Consider the following 17,893-nt stretch of genomic DNA (forward strand, 5'->3'; position numbering starts at 1 on the left):
CCTTTCCGGCCGCTCAGAGCCCGTGAAGCCAGGCCGTGCGGGCGGCGAGATCGGGCGCGCCGAAGGCGAGCGAGCCGAGCACCACGGTCTCGGCGCCCGCCGCGCGCAGCTGCGGCACGGTGGTCTCGCGAATGCCGCCGTCGGCGGCGAGCACGATGCGATGCGGCGCGCCGCACGCCTCGATCATGCGCTTCACCTGCGCCAGCCGGTCGCAGGCCGTCGGGTCGAGGCCCTGTCCCTTCACGCCGATGGCCGTGCCGAGCAGCGTGACGAAGCGAAGGCGCGGGAGGAAGCGCTCGATGCCCGCGACGGGCGTCTCGACGCGCAGCACCATGCCGGCGGCGACGCCGAGCTCGTCCAGCCGCGCGAGCGCCGCCTCGGCGACCGCCTCGTTCTCGAGATGGAACGAGATGAGGTCGGCGCCGGCTTCCGCGAACTGCTCGATCTGCGACAGGACGATCGAATCGGCGATCATCAGGTGGATATGGATCGGCTTCTTCGAGACCTTGCGGATCGCCGCGACGAGATCGGGGAAGAAGAGGAAGGCCGGCGCGAAATGCCCGTCCGCGACGTCGATATGCAGAATGTCGGCATGCGGGTCGATGCGCGCCATGTCGTCGGCGAGGCGCACGAGATCGGCCGACCAGACGGAATATTCGCAGATGAGGCGGTCGCTCGGCAGCGCGTCGATCCAGGCGGTCTTGTCGGTCATCGGGGCAGATCCTTCAGGAAGGCGCCGAGCGCCTCGTGGATGTCTGAGACATAGGCCGCCTTGTCGACGGCCTTCGGGGTGATGCGGGCGAGCCTCGCGCCGGGAATGGCGGCGGCGAGCGCCTGTGCATGGGCCAGCGGATGGACGGCGTCGCGCGCGTGGCCGATGACGAGGACCGGCAGGGACAGCGCCGCGATCTGCGCGTCCGTCACGCCCGGCCCGTCCGCCGAGATCGAGCGCAGGAGCGCGGCGGTCACGGCGATCGGCTCGCGCGAGAAGAAGCCCTTCAGCGAGGCGAGATTGTCGGGCGCCTCCTCGGCCAGCCGCCGCGCGGTGTCCCCTTCGAGGAAGGCGGCGCGCGCCGCCTCCGGCGAACGGGTCGCGAGAAGCGCGCCGACCTCGGCGTTCGGCGCCATGTTGTCGGGGGCCGCGGCCGTCACCCAGGCCGGGCGTGCCAGCACGAGGCCGCGCACGAGGTCGGGCCGCGTGACGGCGAGGCGCAGCGCGATGGCCGCGCCCATCGAGATGCCGCCGACGGCGACCGAGCCCGCGCCCAGCGCCTCGATCGCGTCGGCGAGGTCCTGCGTGAAGCGGGCGATGGAATAATGCGCGGGGTCACCCGCCTGCGACCCGCCATGGCCGGGCATTTCCAGGGTCAGGCGGCGGAAGGCCGGATCGGCCGGAAAGGCCTCGCGCGTCTGCCCGGCATCGCCGCACAGGCCATGCTGGAAGAAGACGGGCGCGCCGTCGCCCCCGGCATCGTCGAGGACGAGACGGGCGCCGTCTGCCTTCGAGACGTGGAGGCCCGTCACGGCGCCACCTCGAGCCCCGCCTCGCCGAGCGCGCCGCGCAGGAAGGCCGAGACGCCCGGCGCTTCGTCGGCCGAAAGCCCGTGGGTGACGAGAGAGCCGGTGAAACCGATCTCCTTCAGGCGGCCGAGATAATGCGGATAGTCGAGGACGCCCTGCCCGGCCGTGGTGAAGCCGCCGGCGGCAGTCCGGTCCTTGGCATGGCCCATGGCGATGCGGTCGCCGAGGAGGTCGACCGCCTCCGAGACCAGCCGGCGCTGCTCTTCGAGCGGGGCCGTCTCGAAGAGGTTGGCCGGATCGAGCACGATCTTCAGCCGCGGGCTCGCGATCTCGTCGACGAGGCGCCTCGCCTTGGCCGCGCCGTCGACGACATTGGCGAGCTCGGGCTCGATGCCGAGATCGACGTCGTGGCGCTCGGCGATGGCGACGGCGACGGCCATCGCCTCCAGGAGATCGCGCCAGGCGTCGGGCTCGTGGTTGCCGGGATGCTCGCGCCACTGGTCGTGCGGGTCGCGCGTGCCGGTGCACAGCGTCACGAGCCGCGTGCCCATGGCCGCCGCGCGGGCCGCGAGGGTCTCGAGGCGCCGGTGCCCGGCCTCGCGCACGGCGCGGTCGGGATGGATCATGTTGTAGGTGCCGGAGAGCGCGACGATCTCGACGCCGGCGGCGAGCCCCGCCTCGCGCACGGCCCGCGCCTCGTCCTCGGAGATCGCGTCGGGCATGGCGGCAAGGCCCGAACAGGCCATGTTGTACTGCGCGGCCGAGAATCCGGCCTCGCGGGTCGCCCGCAGCACCGTCTTCGGGTCGGTGCCGGGGAAGGTCTTGGCGAAGATGCCGAGCTTCATCACACGCCCCCCGTCACGTCGGCGAGCGCGACGCGCGATCCCGTCTCGACGGAGCGGGCGATGGCGACCATGGCGCGCACCGAAGCGAGCCCGTCCTCCACGCTCGCGCCGCTCATCGGCGCGCCGTCGAGGACGGTGCGCGCGAAGCCCTCCACCTGGCGGCGGTAGAAATGCCCGTCGGCGCCCAGAACGCGGTGCGTGGCCCCGTCCGCCTCGCGGAAGATGTCGACCTCGGAGGACTTATAGTACCACGGGTTGTAGGTCTTGCCGAGGATCGAGCCGTTCTGGCCGTAGATCTGGAAGCCCTCGTGCCAGTCCATGCGCACGGCGACGGTGAGGTCGAGATGACCGAGCGTGCCGGAGGCGAACTCGACGTCGACGAACCAGCACCAGATGCCGGCGCGTTCCGACAGGCGCGCCTCGACCGAGACGATGTCGCCGGCGAAATAGCGTGCCGTGTCGATGAGATGGCAGCCATGGGCGAGCATGTAGTAGCGCCGCAGATCCGCCTTGGGGTTGGCGGAGGGCTTGCGGGCATTGGCGCTGGTGACGATCAGCGGCTGCACCGCGTCGGTCATGGGATAGCGGTGGGTGGAGTCGCAATACCAGGCCTTCAGCGCGACGAGGGCGCCCATCTCATCGTCGATGAAGCTCTTGGCGGCCTGGAGGCCGGCGTCGTAGCGCTTCATGTGGCCGACCTGGAAGACCTTGCCGGAGGCCTCGACGACGCCCTTCAGCTCCAGCGCCTCCTCGACGGTGAGCCCGACCGGCTTCTCGCACAGGACGTGCTTGCCGGCCTGCAGCGCGCGGATCGAGGCCGGCACGTGGAAGGCGTCGGCGGTGGCGATGATGACGGCGTCGATCTCGGGATCGGCGAGCATCGCGTCGTAGTCGGAGAAGGTCTTCTTCGCCCCGTGCACGATCGCCATGCGCTGGAGCAGGTCGTCGGCGACGTCGCAGATGGCGGTCAGATCTGCATTGGCGGCCTTGGTGCAGCTCTCGAAATGCGCCGACTGCGCGATCTGTCCGGCGCCCAGAACGCCGACGCGCAGCCGGTTCTCTTCCTTCTTGGCCATGGGGCTTGGGTCCTGTGAACTGTTGCGAGGGGTCGATGCGCCGCGGGCGCGGGATGCGCCTGCGGTGGGAGGAGGCGTTGAGCGTCGCGCGTCGCCCGTCCGGCGAAGGCTCAGACGGCCGTGCCGCTTTCGGCGCGGAAGAGGCAGGCCTTGGAGAGATCGATCGAGAAGGCGTGCCGCTCGCCGGGCGACAGACGCGTGCCGGCGGGAAGGCGCGCCATGATCGGCCGCTCGCCGGCCTTCAGCTCGGCGAAGATGTCGGGTCCGGTCGGCTCGACGACCTCGACGGCCATGTCGAGCCGCGCGCCGTCCCCGCCCGGCGCCTCGAGCGAGATCGCCTCGGGACGCAGGCCGAGAAGCAGCGCCTCGCCCGGCTTCACGCGCTCGAAGGCGCCGGCATCGGGATAGGGAAGCTCCGTGTCGCCGCCCTCCAGCGCCAGCGCCAGGCCGTTGCCGCGCGGCACGGCGCGCACCGGCACGAGGTTCATCGCCGGCGAGCCCATGAAGGTCGCCACGAACACGTTGGCGGGGCGCTCGTAGATGTCCTCGGGCGTGCCGAACTGCTGCAGGATGCCGTCCTTCATCACCGCGATGCGCGTGGCCATGGTCATGGCCTCGATCTGGTCGTGGGTGACGTAGACGATGGTGGCGCGCAGCCGCTGGTGCAGCTTCTTGATCTCGGTGCGCATCTCCACGCGCAGCTTGGCGTCGAGATTGGAGAGGGGCTCGTCGAAGAGGAAGATCTTGGGCTCGCGCACCAGCGCCCGGCCCATGGCGACGCGCTGGCGCTGGCCGCCGGAGAGCTGGCCGGGCTTGCGGTCGAGGAGATGGGTGATCTGCAGGAGCTCGGCCACCTGCCCGATCTTGGCGACGCGCTCGGCCTTGGGCACGCCGCTCATCTCCAGCGAGAAGCCGATATTCTGCCCCACCGTCATCGCCGGATAGAGCGCGTAGGACTGGAACACCATGGCGATGTCGCGTTCCTTCGGCTCCAGCCCCTCCACGGGCCGCCCGTCGATGGCGATCGAGCCGGTCGTCAGCTCCTCCAGCCCGGCGACGATGGACAGGAGCGTGGACTTGCCGCAGCCGGACGGGCCGACGAGGACGAGGAACTCGCCGTCCTCGATGGCGATGTCGATGTCCTTGAGGATCGAGACCGAGCCGAAGCTCTTGGAGACGTGCGAGATGTCGAGACTTGCCACGTGCTTCAGCCCTTGACCGCGCCGGCCATGAGGCCGCGCACGAAGTAACGACCGGCGGCGACGTAGACGAGGATGGTGGGCAGCGCCGCGATCATCGCGGCGGCCATGTCCTCGTTGTAGGCCTTGGTGCCGGTGGAGGTGTTGACGAGATTGTTCAGCGCCACGGTGACGGGCTGCGCCGGGCCGGCGGCGAAGGACACGCCGAAGAGGAAATCGTTCCAGATCGAGGTGAACTGCCAGATGATCGCCACCATGATGATCGGCCAGGAGATCGGCAGGAGGATGCGCAGGAGGATCGTCCAGAAGCCGGCGCCGTCGACGCGCGCGGCCTTGATGATCTCGTCGGGGATGGTGACGAGATAATTACGGAAGAACAGCGTCGTGAAGCAGATGCCGTAGACGACGTGGACGAGGACGAGGCCCGGGATCGTGCCGGCCAGATTCAGGAAGCCGAGCGTCTGCGCCATCGGGATCAGGACGATCTGGAAGGGGATGAAGCAGCCGAAGAGGATCAGGCCGAACAGGAGCTGGTCGCCGCGGAAGCGCCACTTGGTGAGCACGTAGCCGTTGAGCGCGCCGAGCGCGACCGAGATCAGCGTGGCCGGCACGACGATCAGGAAGGAGTTGACGAAATAGCCCTTGATGCCCTCGCAGGCGACGCCGATGCAGGCCGTGCCCCAGACATTGGCCCAGGCCTGGAGCGTCGGGGCGGCGGGCGGCGAGAGGAGCGTGCCCGAGCGGATCTCCTCCAGCGACTTCAGCGAGGTGAAGACCATGGAGACGAGCGGCGACACGAAGAAGGCGGCCAGGACCAGGAGGCAGCCATAGACGAAGAGCGTGCCGGCCAGCCGGCGCCGCTTCGGCTTCGGCCTCGCAGGGTGCCTGGCGGGCGCGATGCCGAGCGGCGCCGCGGCGGGGGCGGTGATCGCCGCCTCACTCTGCGCGTTCATCGCGAAGCTCCGAATAGAGATAGGGAATGATGATCGCGGCGAGCGTCATCAGCATGACCACCGCGCTGGCGGCGCCCAGGCCGAGCTCGTTGCGCGTGAAGGCGACCGAATACATGAAGGTCGAGGGGAGCTCGGTGGAGACGCCCGGCCCTCCCTTGGTGAGCGAGACGACGAGGTCGTAGCTCTTGATGGCGAGATGGGCCTCGATGACGAAGACGGTGAGGAAGACCGGCCGCAGCGCCGGGATGATGATGCGCGTGTAGACCTTGAAGAGCGGCGCGCCGTCGATCCGCGCCGCGCGCAGGATCTCGGTGTCGATGCCGCGAAGGCCGGCCAGGAACAGCGCCATCACGAAGCCCGTCACCTGCCAGACGCCGGCGATGACGATCGTGTAGATCGCCTTGTCGGGATCGACGAGCCACTGGAAGGAGAAGCTCTCCCAGCCGAGCCCGCGCATCATGTGCTCGAGGCCGAGCGTCGGGTTGAGCAGCCATTGCCAGATGACGCCCGTCACCACGAAGGAGAGCGCCATCGGATAGAGGAACACGGCCCGGAAGGCCCCCTCGGCGCGGATCTTCTGGTCCATCAGGATGGCGATGAACAGGCCGAGCGCGGTGGCGAAGACCATGTAGAGCACGCCGAAGATCGCCATGTTCTCGACGGCGATGGCCCAGCGCGGATTGTCGAAGAGGCGCACATACTGGTCGAAGCCGACGAAGTTGTAGCGCGGCAGGAGCTTGGAGCCCGTGAAGGACAGGACGGTCGTGTAGGCGATGAAGCCGTAGACGCAGACGATCAGGAGCACCAGCGAGGGCGACAGCACGATCTTCGGCAGGATGCGGGTGGAGAAGCGCGATGTGGCCATGGGTCCGGTCCGGTGAGCACGGGCGGGGACCGGCCTTGCCGCGTGGGGAGGGACACGCGGCAAGGCTCGGCGCGAAGGGCGCAGGGCGCGTGAAAGCGCCCTGCGCCCCGGTGGCGGCGCGTTACTGCGCGGCCTGGACCGAGGCCAGAAGCGCCTTCACCGCGTCCTGCGAGGACATCTCGGAATTGAAGTGCTGCGTCACGACGTCGAAGATGGCGCGCTGGATGGCGGCCGGCTGGGCATGGCCGTGGGCGAGCGAGCCCATCAGCGTCTTGGCGCCCTCGGCGGCCTTGATGTCGGCCATCGACTTCTTGCCGCAGGCGTCGAACTTGTCGCCGGAGACATCCGTGCGGGCGGGAATGGAGCCCTTCACGAGGTTGAAGGATTCCTGGAAGTCCTTGGCCATCACGCTCTCGGCGAAGGAGGCCTGCGCCGCCTTCTGCGCGTCGCCGACGTCGAACATGGCGAAGAAGTCGGTGTTGAACAGGAACGCGCCTTCCGTGCCCGGCGCCGTCAGGCAGAGGATCTCCTCGCCGGGCGTGACATTGGCCTTCACCAGCTCGCCCTTGGCCCAGTCGCCCATCAGCTGCATGGCCGCCTCGCCGCGGATCAGCATGCCGGTGGCCAGATTCCAGTCGCGGCCCGAGAAGCCGGGATCGACATAGCCGCGGATCCTGCGCATCTGGTCGAAGACCTTGACCATCGTGTCGGAGGTCAGGGACTCCTCGTCGAGCTCGATGATGGCCTTGCGGTAGAAGTCCGGGCCGCCGACGCCGAGCACCACGTCGTCGAAGACGGTCGTGTCCTGCCAGGGCTGGCCGCCATGGGCGAGCGGGGTGATGCCCTTGGCCTTCAGCGCGTCGGCGACGGTGTTGAACTCCTCCCAGGTCTTGGGCGGCGTCAGGCCGTTGTCCTTGAAGATCTTGGCGTTCACCCAGAGCCAGTTCGGGCGGTGGATGTTGACGGGCACGGCGACCCACTTGCCGTCCTCGACGGCGAAATCCTTGATCGCGGTGGGCAGGACGTCGCCCCAGCCCTGCGTCTCGGCTTCCGCCGTCAGGTCGCCGAGAAGGCCCTCGCCGGCCCATTCGCGCACGGTCATGCCGAGGAGCTGGGCGGCCGTCGGCGGGTTGCCGGCCGCCACGCGCGCCTTGAGCGCCGTGTTGGCGGCCTCGCCGCCGCCGCCGGCCACCGGCATGTCCTGCCAGGCGACGCCCTTCTTGGCGAGGTCGTCCTTCAGGACGCCGACGGCCGCGGCCTCGCTGCCGGCGGTCCACCAGTGCAGCACCTCGACCGTCTGCTCCTGCGCGAGGGCCGCGGCCGGAACGACGGCGGGCGCGAAGGCGCCCATGGTCAGCGCGAGCGCCGACGCGGTGAGAAAGCGGTTCATCGATGTCTCCTCCCCTGGCCGGCCCCAGTGCCGGCCCTCCCACAGACCGGCGCCTCCTCCGGCGCCAGTTTGTTTGGATTGAAAACAAACATAGGAGCGCGTAGGTGTCAATGGCCTGTCCGCCGCCACTTGTGCTGCGGTGCGACAGGCCGATACTGCGGGCCGAGCGATCGCGGCGGGACCCAGGCGGGCCTCGCCCGCCCTCCCCCGACGATCGCCAAGGGAAAGCTGCCGCCGATGTCGATGCCCCGCGCCGTGCGCCACATCAACGAGATCCGCGCCCTCGACGCCGTCTTCACGCTCGGGCCCATGAGCCGGGCGACGCTGGCGCGCGAACTCGGCCTGACGCGCTCGACGGCGGGCGCCATCGTCGCCGGCCTCGTCGACGAGGGGCTGATGGTGGAGGGCGAGAGCGATCCCGGCCCCGCCACGGTGCCGGCCTCGGCGAGCGTGCCCGCGCGCACCGGGCGCCCCGGCACGCTCGTGCGCCTTCGCCCGAACCACGCGCTCTTCGTCGGCACCGATATCGGCGTCGGGCGCATCAGCACCGTCGTCATCGACCTGGAGGCGCGCAAGATCGCCGAGGAGCACGAGGCCTTCGCGCTCGACGAGGCGCCCGGACGCGTCGTGGAACGGGCCTTCGCCCAGGCCGCGGCGATCCTGCGGGCGCTGGGCGCGCGGCAGAGCGTGCGCGGCATCGCCGTCACCGTGCCCGGCATCGTCGACAAGGAGGGCGTCGTCGTGCGCGTGCCCATCCTGGGCTGGTCGAACGTGCCGGTGCTGCCGCGCCTGCGCGAGACCTTTCCGGAGGTCGCGCATCTGGCCGTCGAGAACGACGCCAACGCCTTCGCCATGGCCGAGCTCTATCGCGGCGGCGGCGGGGAGGCGGTGCGCGACGCGGCCTACGTGTTCATGGATGCCGGCATCGGCGGCGCCGTCGTCGCCGACGGGGTGCTCCTGCGCGGCCATCACGGCTATGCCGGCGAGTTCGGCCATCTGCCGCTCGGCGGCGCCGGCTTCTCCTGCGCCGGCGTGATCCCCGGCTCGCTCGAGGCCTATGTCGGGCGCGGGGCCCTGCTCGAGCGCCACCGATTCCACGGCGGGTCCGCCGACACGCTGGAGGCGATGCTGGCGCGGCTCGCCGCGGGCGAGCCGGCGGCGCTGAGGACGGCCAGGGACTGGTGCGCCGAACTCGGCCGGGCGCTCGCCGGGCTGACGGCGCTGCTCGACCCGCAGCGCATCGTCCTCGGCGGCCCCGTCGCCGCCGTCTCGGCCTACGGGCCGCAGGTCATCGCCGAGGCGCTCGCGGCCCATGTCATGCCCGGCCAGCCGGTGCCGCAGGTGCGCCTGTCGGCGCTCGGTCTCGACGGGGCGGCGATCGGCGGCGCCTCGATCCTGCATCGCGCCATGCTCTCGGTCGACCGGGCGCTCGTCTATCACGCTCCGCGCTAGAAGGGTCGCGCGAGGCGGCGGAGCGGGCGGGCGGCCCTCGCGCCCGGCGCCGGCGGCCTGCGTCCCGCGCGGTCAGCGCAGCAGCGACAGGACGAGCGGGGCGACGAGCGCGGTGACGAGCCCGTTCAGCGCCATGGCGAGCCCGGCGAAGGTGCCGGCCACGTCGCTCACCTGGAAGGCGCGCACGGTGCCGATGCCGTGCGAGGCGAGCCCGGCGGCGAAGCCGCGCGCGGCGAAGTCGCGGATGCGCAGCGCGTTCATCAGCGGCGTCACCAGGATGGCGCCGATGATGCCCGTGGCGATGACGAAGACCGCCGTCAGCGCCGGGTCGGCGCCGATCTGCGCGGCGATGCCCATGGCGATGCCGGCGGTGACGGATTTGGGCGCCAGCGCGGCCACCAGCGGGCCGGGCACGTTCAGAAGGAGGCCGAGCCCGACCGCCGAGCCGACCGCCGCGAAGGTGCCGGCGAAAAGCGCCGCGAGGATCGGCAGGAGCGTGGCGCGCACCAGGGCGCGGTTGCGGTAGAGCGGCACGGCCAGCGCGACCGTCGCCGGGCCGAGCGCGAAATGCACGAACTGCGCGCCCGAGAAATAGGTGGCGTAGGGCGTGCCGGTCGCCGCCAGGATGGCGACGAGGACGGCGATCGAGAGCAGGATCGGGTTCACCAGCGGGTGGTTGCCGCAGGCCCGCGCCACGCGGCGCGCGCCGAGGAAGACGCCGATCGTCAGCGTCAGCCAGAGAAGCGGGCTCGCGGCGAGATAGACCCAGAGCTCGAAGATCGAGGCCGGGCTCACGCTCCGCCCTCCCTCGCCGGCCCGCTTCGCCCCTGCAGGCGGCGCACGAGGAGGAAGGCGAAGACCGTGACGAGGAGCGTGGCAACCGTCGAGAGGACGAGGACGAGAAGGATCGGCAGGCCGTTGCGGGCGATCAGACCCGTCGACTGGGCGATGCCGACGCCGGCCGGCACGAAGAGGAGGCCGAGATAGGACAGGAGCCCGTCCGCCGCGCCCCCGACCGGGGCCGAGCCGTGTGCCGCGCCGGCGCCCGCGCGGCGGCGCCGGTCGGCGAGCGCGAGGCCGCAGAAGAGGAGGACGATGCCGGCGACCGGCCCGGGAACGGGGAGCCCGAGACCGCGCACGACGGCCTCGCCGGCCAGCTGGCACAGGAGGATGGCGAAGAGACCGAAGAGCAAGGAGACCTCCTTTCCGGCGGCGGACGCGGCCGGATTCCAGGCGGCGCGCCGTCGTCGCCGCTCCCCGCTAGGCACAATCCGAACGGCGCTTCGTCAAGCCCCGCGGCGGGCGGGCGTCACGCCGCCGGCGGCGCCACCAGATGCACGCCCTCGGCGCGGAAGCGCTCCAGCATCTCGAAGAAGATGGCGCTGCGGGTGGAATAGACGACGCGCGGCCCCGACACGAAGGCGAAGGACTTGAAGGCGACCTGCCCGCCCTCGATCGCGTCGATGAAGATGGACGGGGCGGGCTCGGCGAGGACGGTCTCGTTGCGGGCGTAGATGTCGAGCATCAGCCGCTTCACGGCGCTCACGTCCACGTCGAGCGGCGCGGAGAAGGCGATCTGGATGCGCCCCAGCGGATTGGCGAGCGTCATGTTGCGGATCGTCTTGGTGATGAGCTCGGAATTGGGCACGATCAGCGTCGAGCGGTCGGGGATCTGGATCTCGGTGGAGCGCACCGAGATGCGCTTCACGTCGCCCTCGTCGGTGCCGATGCGCACCGTGTCGCCGATCTTCACGGGGCGTTCGGCGAGGAGGATCAGGCCGGAGACGAAGTTCTGGGTGATCGCCTGGAGGCCGAAGCCGATGCCGACCGAGAGCGCGGAGACGACGAGGGCGATGCGCTCCACGCCGATGCCGAGCGCCGAGAGCGCCCAGAAGCCGGCGAGGATGATGCCGGCATAGCTGACAATGGTGGAGACCGAGTTGCGGGCGCCGGGGTCGAGGTCGGTCGCCGGCAGGAAGCGCTCGTCGAGCCAGCGCCGCACGGCGCGCATCAGGAGGATGCCGACCGTCAGCGCCACCATGGCCTTCAGGATCGCGCCCGGCACGATGGTGAAGCCGCCGACGGTGATCTCGGCCGTCGAGCCGAACTGGTAGAAGAGCGAGGAGGCGCCGGGCCCGAGCGGGCCGGACAGGAGGAGCGCGGCGAGGACGAGGATGGCGATGCGCAGGATCGCAGAGAGCACGACGCCGAGCTGGCCGACCTGCGTCTTGCGAAGGCCGAGCCCGGTGTGCAGCGAGCGCCCGATCCGGCTCTCGGCCGAGAAGAGCGTGGTGCACAGGTCGTCGACGACGACGAGCAGGAGATAGGTCGCCGCCGCCACGATCGCCGTCCAGATCGTCTGGCGCGACAGGAAGAGCGCGAAGTTCACGTAGCCCTGCAGGGCCGCGATCAGGCTGACGGCGACCGCGATCCAGGCGGCGAGCGTCGCCAGGGTGACGAGCGTCGTCTGGGCGCTCGGCTCGCGCGCCTCCCCCTCCAGCCGGCGCTGCCGGCTGAGGCTGACGAGGACCGAGACGATGAGCCCGCAATAGGTGAAGGCGACGAGGTAGTTGACGAAGATCGCGCCGGTCTGGCTGACGCCGACGGCCCGCGCGCCCTCCACCAGGAAGACGCCGAAGAAGGTCAGGACGGCGGTGAGGCCGGGATAGGAGCGCAGGCGCCGCGCCGCCGCCTCGCTGATCGGCAGGAGGCGCCAGGAGGTCTGCCCGACGAGGAGGAGGCCGGCGCCGAGCGAGATGACGAAGGAGCCGACGGCCGCCGTCGCCGTCAGCGCCTCGGCGAGCGGGCGCGTGCCGCGCGTCAGGAGCCCCGACCAGTTCATCGCGAAATAGACGAGGACGAAGGCGAGCGCGGAGGTGAGCGTGCCGACGACGACGAACCACAGCGCCAGCCCCGAGCGGCGGGCGCGCGAGGCGGGCACCTGGGCGATGGCGAAGTTGCGGCCCGCCAGGCGCAGCCGCCGGCGCGCCGGCAGGATGAGGAACAGCGCCAGCGCCAGGGCCGCCGACATGACGGTGATGCGCGGCGCGGGGTCGCTGGCCGAGATGGTGACGAGCGAGAAGCGGATGAAGTCGCCGAGCCTTGCCAGATCGTCGTCGATCGTGCGCGCGCCCGCGCGCCACAGTTCGGGCGAGAGCGGCGAGGCCACGCGCTTGAACGTGTCGCGGTTGAAGGCCTCGTTGATCTCCTGGATCAGCTGGTCGATCGTGTCCTTGGCGTCGGCGGCGAGCAGGCGCCCGCGCTTGATCGCCGAGTCCAGCCGCCCGCGATCCTCGGCGAGCTTGTCGCGCTGGGCCTTGATGTCGGGCGCCTCGGCGTCGCCCGCCTCGCCGAGCTCGGCGATGCGCGCGTCGATCGCCACGAGCTGCGGCTCCAGAAGCGCCACCGCCGCGTTGGCGGCCATGCCGACTGCCATGGCGCGGTCGCGAAGCTCGGCCTTCTGCGCCACGTCGCCGTTGCCGGCGGCCGCCTTGGTGATCGCGGCGAACTCGTCGGTCTGCCGGTCGAGGGCGACGACCGGATCGCTCGCCGCGTCCCCCCCGCCCTGCGCGGCCGCCGGCGGCGCCAGGAGAAGGGTGAGGCAGAGGAAGAGGGCGGCCAGGAAGCCGCCGTGCCGGGTCGCTCTGATCATTCGCGCTCATTCACGGCGCCGTCGCGCGCCGTCCCCTCGCAAGTCCGGATGTCGATTCCGCCGGCCGGACGGCGGCCGCGGTCGCGGCGACACCGACATCACGAGGAAGGCGAAACGATGGGCGCGGGAATCGAGATCGGGCCGGCCATGCCGGGCGGGCCGCGACGCGCCATGCGCTCTCGAAGGGCCGGCGCCGGTCCTGCGACGGGCGCCGGCGCCGTGCCGTCAGCCCTGCGCGGGCCGGGCGCGGCGCTTGTCGGGACGGGGCCCGCGCGTGTCGCCGCCGGGCCCGCCGGCCGGGCGTCCGCCGGGCTTGCCGCCGTCCTTCTTGTGGAAGGGCCGCTTGCCGCCGGGCCCGCCCGGGCCCTTGCGCCCGCGCTCGGCCGAGGCCGGCGCGATGAAGCCGCCCTCGACGGGCGTGATCGTGATGTCGTCCTCGGCGCTGACGCGCGCGGCCGAGGCGAAGCGGCGCGCCACCTCCTCGGCGATCTCGAACTTCGTCTCGCGGTCGTAGATCTTGATCGCGCCGATCTCCTGGCGCGTGATCTTGCCCCGGCGGCAGAGCAGCGGCAGGATCCATTTCGGGTCGGCATTGTTGCGCCGGCCGACATCCATGTGGAACCAGACGCTCGCCATCTCGCGCCCGGGCTTGGCGCGGCGCTCGCCGGCATCGGCGAAGTCGGTGCCGCGCTTGTCCGGGCCGAAGCCGGGATCGAACACGTCCTCGGGGGCCGGCAGGCGGGCGCGGTAGAGGCGCGCCAGCGCGGTGGCGATCACCTCGGGCGAGAAGCGCTCGAGCAGCGATTTCGCCGAGGCGGCCTCCTCCTCGCTCGCCATCACGTCCATGATCGGATCGGTGAGGAGGCGCTCCTCGTCGCGCAGGCGGATCTCCTCCGCCGAGGGCGCGCCGCCCCAGGTGGCGTTGATGCGCGCCTCGGCCATCAGGCGCTCGGCCTTGCGGCGGCGCGAAATGGGCACGAGCAGCACCGAGACGCCCTTGCGCCCGGCCCGGCCGGTGCGGCCCGAACGGTGCTGCAGCGTCTCGGCGTCGCTCGGCAGGTCGGCATGGATGACGAGGCCGAGGCTCGGCAGGTCGATGCCGCGCGCGGCGACGTCGGTGGCCACGCAGACCCGCGCCCGTCCGTCGCGCAGCGCCTGCATGGCCGTGTTGCGCTCGTTCTGCCCGAGCTCGCCCGACAGGGTCACGACCTGGAAGCCCCGCTCGAGCAGGCCCGAATGCAGGTGCCGCACCGCCTCGCGCGTGTTGCAGAAGACGATGGCGCTCGGCGCGTCGGCATGGCGCAGCACGTTGACGATCGCGTGCTCCATCTCGTTGGGCGCGATGCGCACGGCGCGATACTCGATATCGGCATGGCCGGACGTGCCGCGCGCCACCTCGATGCGCAGGGCGTCGCGCTGGTAGCGCTTGGCCATGGCCATGATGGTCTTGGGCAGCGTCGCCGAGAAGAGGAGCGTGCGCCGCTCGGCGGGCGTCGCCTCGAGCAGGAACTCCAGATCCTCGCGGAAGCCGAGATTGAGCATCTCGTCCGCCTCGTCGAGCACGAGCGCCTGCAGCGCCCCGATCTGCAGCGCGCCGCGCTCCAGATGGTCGCGCAGGCGGCCGGGCGTGCCCACCACGATGTGGCAGCCCGCCTGCAGCTTGCGCCGCTCGGCGCGCGGATCCATGCCGCCGACGCAGGTGACGACCTCGGCCTTGGCGTCGGCATAGAGCCAGGCGAGCTCGGCCGTCACCTGGATGGCGAGTTCGCGCGTCGGCGCCACGATCAGCGCCAGCGGATCGCCGGCCTGGCCGAAGCGCTCGGCCTCGCCGAGGATCGTGGCGGCGATGGCGATGCCGTAGGCGATGGTCTTGCCCGAGCCCGTCTGCGCCGAGACGAGGAGGTCGCGCGCCTCGGTCTCGGGCTTGAGCACGTTTTCCTGGACGGGGGTCGGCGTCTCGTAGCCGCGCTCGGCTAGGGCCTTGGCAAGCGGCGCGCTCGTGGCGGCAAACGGCATCGGATCTTCCTTCGGATGGCAGCGGGGCGGCGTGGACCGGCCACGCGGATGGCAGCATGCCCTCCCTCACGCCAGCCTATGGCACAGCCGCCGCTTCGGCTCAATCGAGGCGCGCCCCCCGGACGGCGCATCCCGGCTTGCAGCCATGCCCCGCGGCAGGGCAAAGAGGCGGCGAGACAAGGCGGCGCGCCGACCCGAAGCGGCGGGCGCCCGCGAAAGGAAGGGAGCGGGCCATGGCCTTCAAGACGCGGGGCGAGACGGAAGCCGAGGCCAGAGTCGCCGCCGCCGGCTGGAAGCGCGACAAGAAGACGGGCCTCTGGAAATGCTACCGCGCGAGCGAGCGCGGCGCGACCTTCTCCGGCACCGCCATGGACCTCGCCCGCCGCCTCGCCCCGCCCCCGCCGCGCGACGCGGAGGAAGACGCAGCGCAGGAAGGCCGGGACTGAGCGGCAGGCGGCCGAGGGCCGGACGCATGCCGGAAGCGCCCTGCGTCCTCGCGGCCGCCTCGTTCGTTTCCTTCCCGGAGACCGCCGCAGACCGGCCGCGGGCGCACCGATCCGCGGGACGGGCGCGGGCGACGACGACCTAGCGCGCGATCGGGGCGCCGTGGTCGGTGAGGCGCTCGCCGCGTTCGGCGAGCTGCGAGGAACCGGGGGCGGCGTCGGAGAGGCCGGCGGCGGCGGGCGCGGCGACCGGGGCGGGGCTTGCCGTCATCAGGAGGATCAGGCCCACGGTGCCGACGGCGATGCGCCACCAGGCGAAGGGGGCGAAGCCGTGGCGCGAGACGAAGTCGAGGAGGCGCCGCACGACGAAGAGCGCCGAGAGCAGCGCCATCACGAAGCCGATGGCGACGAGACCCAGATCGTCGGCCGAGAGCGCGTCGCGGTTCTTGTAGAGGTCGTAGGCGAAGGCGCCGCCCATCGTGGGCAGGGCGAGGAAGAAGGAGAACTCCGCCGCCGAGCGCTTGTCCGTGCCCATCAGCAGCGCGCCGGCGACCGTCGCGCCCGAGCGCGAGGTGCCGGGCACGAGGGCGAGGCACTGGAACAGGCCGATCTTCAGGCAGAGCGACAGCGGGTAGTCCATCACGTCGGTATAGCGCCGCTCGAGCGGCAGGCGGTCGATGACGAGGAGGAGGATGCCGCCCACGATCAGCGCCACGCAGATCACCTCGGGCGTCTCGAACAGGACGCGCTTGATGAAGTCGTGCGCCAGGGCGCCGAAGAAGGCCGCCGGCAGGAAGGCGAGAAGGATGCCGAGGACGAAGCGGCGGCTCTTCTGGCTGCTGGGCAGCGTGACGAAGAGCTGCCACAGGCGCTGGAAATAGACGATCAGGATCGCCAGCACCGCGCCGAGCTGGATCAGCACCTCGAAGACGCGGCCGGTGGACTGGAAGCCGAGGAAATGGCCGAGAAGGAGGATATGCCCCGTCGAGGAGACGGGAATGAACTCGGTCAGCCCCTCGACGATGCCGAGCGCGATGGCGTCGGCGACGGATGCGATGTCCATGAACGTTCCTCGAGATGGGCGCCGCGGGCGCTTGTAGCGGCCCGGGCTGACGCCGGACTGGCCGTTTCGTGCTGCGCTGCAATACCGCCGGAAGGCGCCCCTGTGAAGGCGAGCGGCGGCGCGCCGTCCGGGCGCCCGCCCCGCCCGGCGGCCCGGCCCCGGCCCTTGCAGCGCGCGTCAGGACTGCTATGTCGCCGCTGACTGGAGCGATGTTGAGGATCCGTTGATCCTTTGGCGTCACTTTGAACGGCGCGGGGCCCGGATCGGCCCTCGCCGCCGTTCCGGACCTGCCCCTTTCCTGCGCCGCGGCCTGCCGGGCCGGACGCGAGCCATCGAACCGCCTTCCATGCTCAAGCTCCACCACCACCCGATGTCCGCGGCCTCCCGCTTCGTCAGGCTCGTGCTCGACGAGTACGGCGAGCGGATGGAGCTCGTGGAGGAGCGCCCCTGGGAGCGGCGGCGCGAGTTCCTGATGCTGAACCCGGCCGCGACCCTGCCGGTGATGCAGGAGGACGACGGGCCCGCCATGGTCGGGGGCATGGTGATCGCCGAATATCTCGACGAGACGCGCGGCGCCTTCCAGCGCGAGCGGCGGCTGATGTCGGAAAAGCCGATCGAGCGCGCCGAGGCGCGCCGGCTCACCGAATGGTTCCTCGGCAAGCTCGACGCGGAGGTGACGCGCTATCTCGTGCGCGAGCGCATCTTCAAGCTGGAGATGAAGGCGCAGGAAGGCGGCGGCCCGCCGGACGCGTCCGCCATCCGCGCCGCGCGCGCCAATCTCAAGCACCACATGCGCTATCTCGGCTGGCTGGCGGAGAGCCGCGACTGGCTGGCCGGCCCGCGCCTCTCCTATGCCGACGTCTCGGCGGCGGCGGCTTTCTCGATCCTCGACTATCTCGGCGAGGTCGCCTGGGACGAGGAGCCGGCGGCCAAGGACTGGTACATGCGCCTGAAGTCGCGCCCCTCCTTCCGCCCGCTTCTCGCCGAGCGCATCCGCGGCGTGCCGCCGGTGCATCACTACGCCGAGCTCGACTTCTAGGGCTCCGGCCTCCGCGCGAGCGCGCCTGCGCCTTCGGTCCGGCGCGCCATGCGTCCGCTCACGACCGGGAAATCCCGATGAACGCCCGTCTCGCCCTCGCCATCGTCCTCTATGCCGCGGCGATCAATCTCCTCGCCTATGCGGCCATGGCGATCGACAAGGCGCGGGCCGGACGGCGCGCCCCGCGCATCCGGGAGAGGACGCTTCTCGCGCTCGCCCTTCTCGGGGGCGGCGCCGGGACGGTCATCGCGCAGCGCGGGCTCCGCCACAAGACGCGCAAGGAGCCGTTCCGCACGCGGCTCGGCGCTATCCTTCTTCTCCATCTCGTCGCCCTCGTCGGGCTCTTCGCCGTTCTCCTATCGGGGTGACCCGGCGCCCG

17 protein-coding genes are annotated in these 17,893 nt (G+C 71.4%); 4 read left to right on the forward strand and 13 right to left on the reverse strand.

All coding sequences use genetic code 11. From position 1 onward, the window contains the following. Positions 1-13: 13 nt before the first annotated feature. The 8 genes from ASG48_RS13025 to ASG48_RS13060 all read right to left on the reverse strand — a co-directional run bounded on the left by ASG48_RS13025 (position 14) and on the right by ASG48_RS13060 (position 7,849). The gene (locus ASG48_RS13025) at positions 14-712 is read right to left on the reverse strand and encodes a ribulose-phosphate 3-epimerase (RefSeq protein ID WP_055850349.1); all 699 of its coding nucleotides are present in this window, start codon (positions 710-712) and stop codon (positions 14-16) included. Continuing rightward, positions 709-1,524, reverse strand: coding sequence for an alpha/beta hydrolase (locus tag ASG48_RS13030; RefSeq protein ID WP_055850352.1), 816 nt, complete (start codon positions 1,522-1,524; stop codon positions 709-711). The genes ASG48_RS13025 and ASG48_RS13030 overlap by 4 nt, the downstream gene beginning before the upstream one ends. Then, positions 1,521-2,366 carry a sugar phosphate isomerase/epimerase gene (locus ASG48_RS13035; protein ID WP_055850353.1) on the reverse strand — a complete coding sequence of 282 codons (846 nt, stop codon included), beginning with the start codon at positions 2,364-2,366 and terminating at the stop codon, positions 1,521-1,523. Before ASG48_RS13035 ends, ASG48_RS13030 begins: the two co-directional genes overlap by 4 nt. Then, positions 2,366-3,442 carry a Gfo/Idh/MocA family oxidoreductase gene (locus tag ASG48_RS13040; RefSeq protein WP_055850357.1) on the reverse strand — a complete coding sequence of 359 codons (1,077 nt, stop codon included), beginning with the start codon at positions 3,440-3,442 and terminating at the stop codon, positions 2,366-2,368. Before ASG48_RS13040 ends, ASG48_RS13035 begins: the two co-directional genes overlap by 1 nt. Before the next feature lie 110 nt (positions 3,443-3,552). Continuing rightward, complete coding sequence (locus ASG48_RS13045) at positions 3,553-4,644, reverse strand: ABC transporter ATP-binding protein (protein WP_055850359.1); 1,092 nt, start codon at positions 4,642-4,644, stop codon at positions 3,553-3,555. 5 nt (positions 4,645-4,649) lie between these two features. Then, the gene (locus tag ASG48_RS13050; protein ID WP_082529449.1) at positions 4,650-5,594 is read right to left on the reverse strand and encodes a carbohydrate ABC transporter permease; all 945 of its coding nucleotides are present in this window, start codon (positions 5,592-5,594) and stop codon (positions 4,650-4,652) included. Further along, positions 5,578-6,459, reverse strand: a complete 882-nt coding sequence (locus ASG48_RS13055) for a sugar ABC transporter permease (RefSeq protein ID WP_055850361.1) — start codon at positions 6,457-6,459, stop codon at positions 5,578-5,580. The genes ASG48_RS13050 and ASG48_RS13055 overlap by 17 nt, the downstream gene beginning before the upstream one ends. A 121-nt stretch (positions 6,460-6,580) precedes the next feature. Next, positions 6,581-7,849, reverse strand: coding sequence for an ABC transporter substrate-binding protein (locus ASG48_RS13060; protein ID WP_055850363.1), 1,269 nt, complete (start codon positions 7,847-7,849; stop codon positions 6,581-6,583). A gap of 237 nt (positions 7,850-8,086) precedes the next feature. Here ASG48_RS13060 and ASG48_RS13065 point away from each other — a divergent pair, with 237 nt between their 5' ends. After that, positions 8,087-9,301: an ROK family transcriptional regulator gene (locus ASG48_RS13065; RefSeq protein WP_055850365.1), complete on the forward strand. Its 1,215-nt coding sequence runs from the start codon at positions 8,087-8,089 to the stop codon at positions 9,299-9,301. Between the two features lie 72 nt (positions 9,302-9,373). On the opposite strand, the gene ASG48_RS13070 is transcribed toward ASG48_RS13065, so the two are convergent. The 4 genes from ASG48_RS13070 to ASG48_RS13085 all read right to left on the reverse strand — a co-directional run bounded on the left by ASG48_RS13070 (position 9,374) and on the right by ASG48_RS13085 (position 14,969). After that, on the reverse strand, positions 9,374-10,096 hold the full coding sequence (locus tag ASG48_RS13070; RefSeq protein WP_082529450.1) for an LrgB family protein: 723 nt from the start codon (positions 10,094-10,096) through the stop codon (positions 9,374-9,376). Next, positions 10,093-10,494, reverse strand: a complete 402-nt coding sequence (locus ASG48_RS13075) for a CidA/LrgA family protein (RefSeq protein WP_055850367.1) — start codon at positions 10,492-10,494, stop codon at positions 10,093-10,095. The genes ASG48_RS13070 and ASG48_RS13075 overlap by 4 nt, the downstream gene beginning before the upstream one ends. Positions 10,495-10,610: 116 nt before the next feature. Continuing rightward, positions 10,611-12,953: a DUF3772 domain-containing protein gene (locus ASG48_RS13080; protein ID WP_082529451.1), complete on the reverse strand. Its 2,343-nt coding sequence runs from the start codon at positions 12,951-12,953 to the stop codon at positions 10,611-10,613. Between the two features lie 225 nt (positions 12,954-13,178). Continuing rightward, positions 13,179-14,969: a DEAD/DEAH box helicase gene (locus ASG48_RS13085; protein WP_156381592.1), complete on the reverse strand. Its 1,791-nt coding sequence runs from the start codon at positions 14,967-14,969 to the stop codon at positions 13,179-13,181. A gap of 233 nt (positions 14,970-15,202) precedes the next feature. On the opposite strand from ASG48_RS13085, the gene ASG48_RS13090 reads away from it, so the two are divergent. Further along, positions 15,203-15,415: a hypothetical protein gene (locus ASG48_RS13090; RefSeq protein ID WP_055850371.1), complete on the forward strand. Its 213-nt coding sequence runs from the start codon at positions 15,203-15,205 to the stop codon at positions 15,413-15,415. A gap of 139 nt (positions 15,416-15,554) precedes the next feature. On the opposite strand, the gene ASG48_RS13095 is transcribed toward ASG48_RS13090, so the two are convergent. Continuing rightward, positions 15,555-16,475: an undecaprenyl-diphosphate phosphatase gene (locus ASG48_RS13095; protein ID WP_082529452.1), complete on the reverse strand. Its 921-nt coding sequence runs from the start codon at positions 16,473-16,475 to the stop codon at positions 15,555-15,557. 346 nt (positions 16,476-16,821) lie between these two features. Here ASG48_RS13095 and ASG48_RS13100 point away from each other — a divergent pair, with 346 nt between their 5' ends. After that, on the forward strand, positions 16,822-17,514 hold the full coding sequence (locus tag ASG48_RS13100) for a glutathione S-transferase family protein (RefSeq protein WP_055850373.1): 693 nt from the start codon (positions 16,822-16,824) through the stop codon (positions 17,512-17,514). Between the two features lie 77 nt (positions 17,515-17,591). Beyond that, a complete protein-coding gene (locus ASG48_RS13105) occupies positions 17,592-17,882 on the forward strand; it encodes a DUF1294 domain-containing protein (RefSeq protein ID WP_055850374.1) in 291 nt (96 codons plus the stop codon). The last annotated feature ends 11 nt before the right edge of the window (positions 17,883-17,893 follow it).

Origin of the sequence: Aurantimonas sp. Leaf443 (assembly GCF_001425575.1) — a bacterium.
Taxonomy (GTDB): Bacteria; Pseudomonadota; Alphaproteobacteria; order Rhizobiales; family Rhizobiaceae; genus Leaf443.